Here is a 7,056-nt window from a genome sequence, read left to right on the forward strand (position 1 = left end):
GGCTGGCATTCTCGACCACGGCGACCGCCGTGTCCGGCGATAGGCCGGCCTCGATCAGCCGGCCGGCAACTTCGGCCGCGACCGAGCGGCCCATATAGACGGCGACGGTAGCACCGGAAATGGCGAGCTTGGCCCAGTCTGGCAATGAATTGCCCTTGAGATCGTGGCCGGTGGTGAACACCATCGAGGAGGAAACGCCGCGCAGCGTCAGCGGCAGCTCGAAATCGGCGGCAGCGGCGAAGGCCGCGGTGACACCCGGAACCACCTCATAGGCGATGCCGGCATCGCGCAGCGCCGCCATCTCCTCGCCGGCGCGCCCGAACACCAGCGGATCACCCGACTTCAGCCGCACGACGCGCTTGCCCGCACGGCCGAGCTCCACCAGCAATGCATTGATTTCGGCCTGGCTCTTGGTGTGGCAGCCCTTGCGCTTTCCCACCGGCAGACGCTCGGCATCGCGGCGCCCCATGGCGACGACCGCCTCCGGCACCAGCGCGTCATGGACGATGACGTCGGCTTCCATCAGGAGACGATGCGCCCGCAGGGTCAGGAGATCCTCGGCGCCGGGACCGGCGCCCACCAGGGCGATGTGGCCGCGAACGGGCGCGTCGGACGTCAGCAGATCGGCGGCGGCTTCGCGCGCCCGCGAAAATTCGCCAGCCTCGACCGCGCGCGCCGGCGCTCCACCGAAGAAGTCGCTCCAGAAACGGCGACGTATATTGCCCCTGGGCAATCTCTCGGCGGCATTGCGGAACGAGGCGGCAAGCGCCGCCAGCGCGCCAAGCGACGGCGACAGCATGCGGTCGATGCGGCCGCGCAGCATCTGCGCCAGCACCGGGCCTGCGCCTTCGGTGCCGATGGCAATGGCGACCGGCGCGCGGTTGACCAGCGCAGGCGTGAAGAAATCGCAGAGGTCCGGCCGGTCGACCGCATTGACCGGAATGCCCAGCCGGCGCGCGTCGGCGGCCACGCGACGATCGAGCGTCTCGTCGCCGCTGGCGGCAAACACCATCACGGCGCCTTCGAGCCGTGAGGCGTCATACCCGGCGGCCACATGGTTCGCGCCGGTCTCGGCGATGAAGGCCAACAGCTCCGGTTCGGCATTTGCGGCGATGATGTACAGAACCGCGCTCGACTGGGCGATCAGCCGCGCCTTGGCCAGCGCCTGCTCGCCGCCGCCGACAATGGCCACGGCTTCGCCCTCGACCCGCACGAAGACGGGAAAGGCATTGAGCTTGGTGGTGGCTTGCGGCATCAGAAAAGCAATCCGGGAACAGTTTCGCAGTTTTACGCCCAGGCATAAAAAAGCAGAAGCAAAGCACTCGCTCATCCGGTGATGGACAGGCAATCGCTTTTTCGCAACCGCGAAGAGCAGGAGAAAAATATTCCACGCCCATGTCCTGAGCACACCAGGGCCGTCGAAACAGGCCTTGATTTCAGGCACTTTTAGCTGCCGGCGACCTGTCCCGCAAAATAGTTTTTTCTAAATTCTACCAATTCAGTAGATTAAAGTCGTGCAGAGGCGATTTCATGTTCGCCGCCCGTCTTCGCGACCGCTCGGTCCGTCGTTTCAGTTGGAACGTGACCGGCCAGAACGCGTTCCCGGAATAGCCACCACTCAACAAGGAGCGTTTTCATGAACACGATCAATTTGAAGCATGGCATTTGGGTTCTGGTGGCCGACGGTGAAAAGGCGCTCCTGCTCAAGAATGCCGGCGACAACAAATTTCCCAACCTTGAAGTCGTGCAGGTGATGGAACAGGAAAACCCGCCCACACGCGAACAGGGAAGCGACAGCCCGGGCCGATACAATGATGGCCCATCCGTACACCGCAGCGCGGTCGAGGAGACCGACTGGCACCGTATCGGCAAGGAACGCTTCGCCCAGGAGATTGCCGCCCGGCTCTACAAGCTTGCCCATGACGGCGAGTTCGACAGCATCGTGCTTGTCGCCCCACCGGTGGTGCTCGGTGCCATGCGCAAGAAGCTGCATAAGGAGGTTGGTGACAAGGTGACGGCCGAGATCCCGAAGACCATGACCAACCACGACATTTCCGAGATCGAGGCCTTGCTGCAGGCAGCCTGATCGCCGGCAACAGGACGAATACCATCGCGGGCTCGAACAGATCGGCGGCATCCGTTCGCCGGTCCGGCATTTTGTCGCCGCGGCGTCGCTTTTCGTACCCTTGCGGGTTGCATCATCGTTACCGCTTCCACCATATTGCAAGCCAGGCGACGGCTTCGGGCGGCGCATATCCGACATCGCTAGCTTGAAAGGCGCTCCATAGACAATGCCGCATGACACGCCCCTTATCGCCACCATCGTCGCCGGTCTGGGGCTGGCTTTCGTCTTCGGCGCTCTCGCCAATCGTTTCCGCATTCCGCCACTGGTCGGCTATCTCGTAGCCGGCGTGCTGGTCGGGCCGAACACGCCCGGTTTCGTCGCCGACGCCGGGCTTGCCAACGAATTGGCCGAAATCGGCGTCATCCTCCTGATGTTCGGCGTTGGCCTGCATTTTTCGCTCAAGGACCTTCTGTCGGTCCGCGCCATCGCCGTGCCTGGCGCCATCGTCCAGATCGGCTTTGCCACCGCACTCGGCGCCGGGCTGTCCTGGATGCTCGGCTGGTCGATGGGCGCGGGCCTGGTGTTCGGCCTGGCGCTGTCGGTCGCCTCGACCGTGGTGCTGCTGCGCGCACTTCAGGAACGCCGGCTGATCGAGACCGAGCGCGGCCGCATCGCCGTCGGCTGGCTGATCGTCGAGGACCTGGCCATGGTGCTGGCGCTGGTGCTGCTGCCGGCGCTTGCCGGCGTGCTCGGCGGCCAGGAACAGGCCGATGCCCATTCGAGCGGCCTGCTGACGCTGCCGGCCAGCTATGGCATCTGGGGTGTCGTCGGCATCACGCTGGCCAAGGTTGCCGCCTTCGTCGTCGTCATGCTGGTGGTCGGCCGCCGGGTCATTCCGTGGATCCTGCACTACGTCGCCCATACCGGGTCGCGCGAGCTGTTCCGTCTCTCGGTGCTCGCCATTGCCCTCGGCGTCGCCTTCGGCGCGGCAAAATTGTTCGGCGTCTCGCTGGCGCTGGGCGCCTTCTTCGCCGGCATGATCATGAGCGAATCCGAGCTCAGCCACCGAGCGGCGGAAGAATCGCTGCCGCTGCGCGATGCCTTCTCGGTGCTGTTCTTCGTCTCCGTCGGCATGCTGTTCGACCCGTTCAGCCTGATCAGCAACGGCCTGCCGATCCTGGCGACGCTGGCCATCATCGTCATCGGCAAGTCGCTGGCGGCGTTCGTCATCGTCGTCGCCTTCGGCTATCCCCTGGCCACGGCCTTGATGATTTCGGCCAGCCTTGCCCAGATCGGCGAATTCTCCTTCATCCTGGCCGAACTCGGCGTCGGGCTGAAACTTCTGCCCGAACAGGGCCGCGACCTCATCCTTGCGGGGGCCATCCTGTCGATCGTGCTCAACCCGCTGATGTTCCTGGTCATCGACTGGATGAAGCCTTGGCTGGAGGCCCGCGCCACCAGGACGGCACCGCCGGTGGACGCCAAGCCGGTTGGTCCGGCGACGGAACCGGGTCAGGTGGCCTCCGTTGCCGCAATGGCGAAAGCCGAAGACGGTCCGCCGCCGAAGACGAGCCTCACCAACCACACAATCCTGATCGGCTACGGACGGGTCGGCGGCCTTGTTGGTGCCGCACTGAAACAAGCCTCCCTGCCCTTCCTCGCCATCGAGGATGCCGACAAGACGCTGGCCAGACTGAAAGCCGACGGCATCGAAACCATCGCCGGCAATGCCGCCAATGCCGAAGTGTTCGCCGCCGCCAATCCTGAAGGTGCAAAGCGGTTGATCCTTGCCATCCCCAATGCCTTCGAGGCCGGCCAGATCGTGCTGCGGGCACGCACCGCCAATCCCAACATCAACGTCGTCGCCCGCGCCCATTCCGATGCCGAGGTCGAGCATCTGAAGGGATTAGGCGCCGACACGGTGATCATGGGCGAACGCGAGATCGCTCGCGGCATCGTCGAAGAGGTACTCGGTTCCAAGCCGGGCGCGGCCGAACCAACGGCGGCCTGAGCCAACCGCACCACAGGCGCGGTATTCAAGCCACGAATGCCGAGCCGCCATTTTGCGCGACGCTGCCAAGGTATTTTGCAGGCGGCTTGCCAAGCGCCTTCCTGAACATGGTGATGAAGGCGGTGACCGAGCTATAGCCGAGATCGCCCGAGACCTGCTGCACACTCGCACCCGAGGCCAGCTCGCGAATGGCGACGATCAGGTGCAATTGCTGGCGCCAGCGCCCGAAGCTCAAGCCAGTCTCCTTGACGACGAGACGCGCCAAACTGCTTTCGCTCAGCGCAACGCGATTGGCCCATTGTGCCAACGTGCTGCGATTGGCGGGGTCCTGCGCCAGCACGTCGGCGATCCGCCTCAATCGCGGCTCGGATGAAATCGGCAGATGCAGCTGCTGGACAGGCATGCGCGGCAACTCGCTAAGCAGCGTCCTTATCAAAAGCTCATCCCTTGCCTTGTCGTCCTGCACGCTGTCGGACAGCTCGACGATCAGTTCGCGCAGCAGCGGCGAGATCGAGAGCGTGCAGCACCAGCCCGGCAATTCGGCGGCTCCCGGCTCGATGTAGACGAAGAAGATCCGGGCATTGGCCGTCGCGATGTTGCTGTGCTCCATGGAACCGGGGATCCATACCCCGCAATGCGGCGGCACCATCCACAGGCCGCTCGGAACGCGGCATGTGACGCCGCCTCCGAGCGCAAAGACGAGCTGGCCTTTGCGGTGCCAATGGGCGGGAACCTCCGCTCTGGTTTCGGTGACGTCGACACGAACGGCGATGGCAGGCGCCAGAACGTCATCGACATCGAAGTTGTCCCAGGGATAGCGAAGAGGCTGTCTCATGATTGACTACTTTTAGCGATTAAATGCCATGATAGCTAAATTCTTCAAGCGGAGAAGCCGATAAGTTCTGGCCTTCAGCAAGAAGGTACGCACCCATGCTCGCCTTAGTCATATCATCCGACAGCGCCTCGGGATTGAGACTCGCCGAGGTCGAAGAACCTCGGTCCCTCGCGAACGAGGCGGTCGTCTCGGTCCAGGCAACCTCGTTGAACCGGGGGGAACTGCGCCTGCTCACTATCCGTCCGAACGGCTGGATACCCGGCCAGGATATCGTTGGGGTTGTCGAACGCGCGGCCGCCGATGGCTCCGGGCCGGTCGTGGGCACCCGGGTTGCGGCTTTGGTCGACCAGGCCGGCTGGGCCGAGCGGGTCGCCGTTTCAACAGATCGTCTCGCGATCCTGCCGGACGAGGTCGGCTTCGTCTCGGCAGCCACGCTTCCGGTGGCGGGCACGACGGCGCTCAGGACTTTGCGCCATGGCGGTGACCTGGCCGGCCTAAAGGTCTTGATCACCGGTGCAAGCGGTGCCGTCGGCCGCTTCCAGATCCAGATCGCCCACGAGCAGGGTGCTTCAGTGACCGCCATCGCCGCCGGCCGGCACCACGAGGATCTGCGTGGGCTGGGGGCCGAGCAGATCGTCGAGTCGATCGAGCAGGCCGAAGGGCCGTTTTCGCTGATCACCGAGTCGGTCGGCGGCAAAAGCCTCGCACATGCGATCGAACGCGTCGCGCCCGGTGGGACAATCGTCATCTTCGGTTCGAGCAGCGGCGAACTCACGCCGGTTGGATTCCGCCAGTTCGTTCCGGGTCACGAAGGGGCAAGGCTTCAGACATTCGCCTACTACACGTCCGGTTCCGCCATCGGCGCTGACATCGCCACACTGCTCGCCCTGGTCGCGGCTGGCCGGCTGGAGACCCGCGTCGCCTTGACCGTGCCGTGGACTGATATCGCTCAGGCCCTGGAAGCCCTTCGGCAACGCAGCTTCAGCGGCAAGGCCGTTCTCACCATGGCAGGATGAGCAGCCCTGGGCCCGACCAGTTCACACGTGCTGGCCGCCATTGATGTGGATTTCCGAGCCGGACACATAGGAGGACTGGGCCGAGCACAGGAAGAAGATGATGTCGGCGACCTCCGCCGTGGTGCCCAGGCGCCGCAGTGGAATGGTCTCGACGATCTTTTCCGTGCCCGGCGACAGGATCGCCGTGTCGATCTCGCCCGGCGCGATGGCGTTGACGCGGATGCCGTGCGGGCCGAAATCATGCGCCATCTCGCGCGTCAGCGAGCCAAGTGCGGCCTTCGACGTCGCGTAGGCGGTGCCGGCGAAGGGATGCACGCGGGTGCCGGCGATCGAGGTGACGTTGACGATCGAGCCTTTTGCGGCCGCCAGTTCCTTGAACAGGCCGCGCGCCAGCATGATCGGCGCGAAGAAATTGACCTGGAACACGTCGCGCCAGACATGCATCGGCGTGTCGATCGAGTTCATCCGGCTGTTGCCATCCCTGAGCTTGGGCGAAATGCCGGCATTGTTGACCAGCGCATTGAGCTGGCCGCCATGCGCTTCGAGCCGATGACGGATCTCCGACACGGCAATACCGACATCTTCCTGATCGGCGAGATCGACCTTGATGTGGTCCTCGGGACCGGCAGGCCACGGGCAATCCTCGGCGAAGGCCTGGCGCGAGCAGGTGATGACGCGCCAGCCCTCGCGCGAAAAGCGCTTGACCGTGGCATGGCCGATGCCCCGGCTGGCGCCGGTCAGCACGATGGTTTTTCTGGTGTCGAGTTCAGCCATGTCGCGGTCTCCGGACGGAGGTGTAGCCGAACACCGTGGCGCTGGCGAGAGGCGGATTGACGCTCAGCCGCCACCGAGAATGTCGAGGATCGAAGTCCGCTTCTTCTTCAACGGACCGCCAACGCTGCCCGGAGGGACCGGATGCCCGACCGAGGCGGTCGTGCCATTGTCAGCCGGCATGTCAAAACCATCGGCATCGACGGTCTGGGCGGGTCGCGCCGCGCGGACCGGCGCTGGCCTGGCCGGTGCCGACGCCTGCACGGTCGGCGCTTGCTGTCCGACCGAAGCCGACGGAACCGGTGCCGGCTGGTTGTTGTCGGCCGAGGGAATGTCGTCGGGCACAATGGTATCCGGC

Annotated in this window: 6 protein-coding genes and 1 pseudogene; 3 read left to right on the top strand and 4 right to left on the bottom strand. The window is 64.7% G+C overall.

Features of this window, described 5'->3' with window-relative positions; genetic code table 11:
- On the bottom strand, positions 1–1,255 hold a 1,255-nt coding region (gene cysG, locus EOA36_RS21665), incomplete at its 3' end, for a siroheme synthase CysG (RefSeq protein ID WP_127279355.1).
- 381 nt (positions 1,256–1,636) lie between these two features.
- On the opposite strand from cysG, the gene EOA36_RS21670 reads away from it, so the two are divergent.
- Together EOA36_RS21670 and EOA36_RS21675 are read left to right on the top strand one after the other, a co-directional pair.
- The gene (locus EOA36_RS21670) at positions 1,637–2,086 is read left to right on the top strand and encodes a host attachment protein (RefSeq protein WP_127279356.1); all 450 of its coding nucleotides are present in this window, start codon (positions 1,637–1,639) and stop codon (positions 2,084–2,086) included.
- Between the two features lie 205 nt (positions 2,087–2,291).
- On the top strand, positions 2,292–4,076 hold the full coding sequence (locus EOA36_RS21675) for a cation:proton antiporter (protein ID WP_127279357.1): 1,785 nt from the start codon (positions 2,292–2,294) through the stop codon (positions 4,074–4,076).
- A 25-nt stretch (positions 4,077–4,101) separates the two neighbouring features.
- Here the strand turns inward: EOA36_RS21675 and EOA36_RS21680 are convergent, their stop codons facing one another.
- Positions 4,102–4,911: a helix-turn-helix transcriptional regulator gene (locus EOA36_RS21680; RefSeq protein ID WP_127279358.1), complete on the bottom strand. Its 810-nt coding sequence runs from the start codon at positions 4,909–4,911 to the stop codon at positions 4,102–4,104.
- A gap of 95 nt (positions 4,912–5,006) precedes the next feature.
- Between EOA36_RS21680 and EOA36_RS21685 the strand changes: the two genes are divergently transcribed.
- Positions 5,007–5,927 carry a zinc-binding dehydrogenase gene (locus tag EOA36_RS21685; RefSeq protein WP_127279359.1) on the top strand — a complete coding sequence of 307 codons (921 nt, stop codon included), beginning with the start codon at positions 5,007–5,009 and terminating at the stop codon, positions 5,925–5,927.
- A gap of 21 nt (positions 5,928–5,948) precedes the next feature.
- On the opposite strand, the gene EOA36_RS21690 is transcribed toward EOA36_RS21685, so the two are convergent.
- Positions 5,949–6,701 carry an SDR family oxidoreductase gene (locus tag EOA36_RS21690; RefSeq protein ID WP_127279360.1) on the bottom strand — a complete coding sequence of 251 codons (753 nt, stop codon included), beginning with the start codon at positions 6,699–6,701 and terminating at the stop codon, positions 5,949–5,951.
- A 63-nt stretch (positions 6,702–6,764) separates the two neighbouring features.
- Positions 6,765–7,056 (bottom strand): annotated as a pseudogene (locus EOA36_RS21695) (penicillin-binding protein); the annotation flags it as partial.

Origin of the sequence: Mesorhizobium sp. M8A.F.Ca.ET.021.01.1.1, from assembly GCF_003998025.1 — a bacterium.
In the GTDB taxonomy this organism is placed as follows: Bacteria; Pseudomonadota; Alphaproteobacteria; order Rhizobiales; family Rhizobiaceae; genus Mesorhizobium.

What these genes read in the sequence shown, in the direction of transcription:
- EOA36_RS21670 (WP_127279356.1), top strand. Translation starts at nt 1,637, where the DNA reads ATGAACACGATCAATTTGAAGCATGGCATTTGGGTTCTGGTGGCCGAC.
- EOA36_RS21685 (WP_127279359.1), top strand. Translation starts at nt 5,007, where the DNA reads ATGCTCGCCTTAGTCATATCATCCGACAGCGCCTCGGGATTGAGACTC.
- EOA36_RS21680 (WP_127279358.1), bottom strand. Translation starts at nt 4,911, where the DNA reads ATGAGACAGCCTCTTCGCTATCCCTGGGACAACTTCGATGTCGATGAC.
- EOA36_RS21690 (WP_127279360.1), bottom strand. Translation starts at nt 6,701, where the DNA reads ATGGCTGAACTCGACACCAGAAAAACCATCGTGCTGACCGGCGCCAGC.
- EOA36_RS21675 (WP_127279357.1), top strand. Translation starts at nt 2,292, where the DNA reads ATGCCGCATGACACGCCCCTTATCGCCACCATCGTCGCCGGTCTGGGG.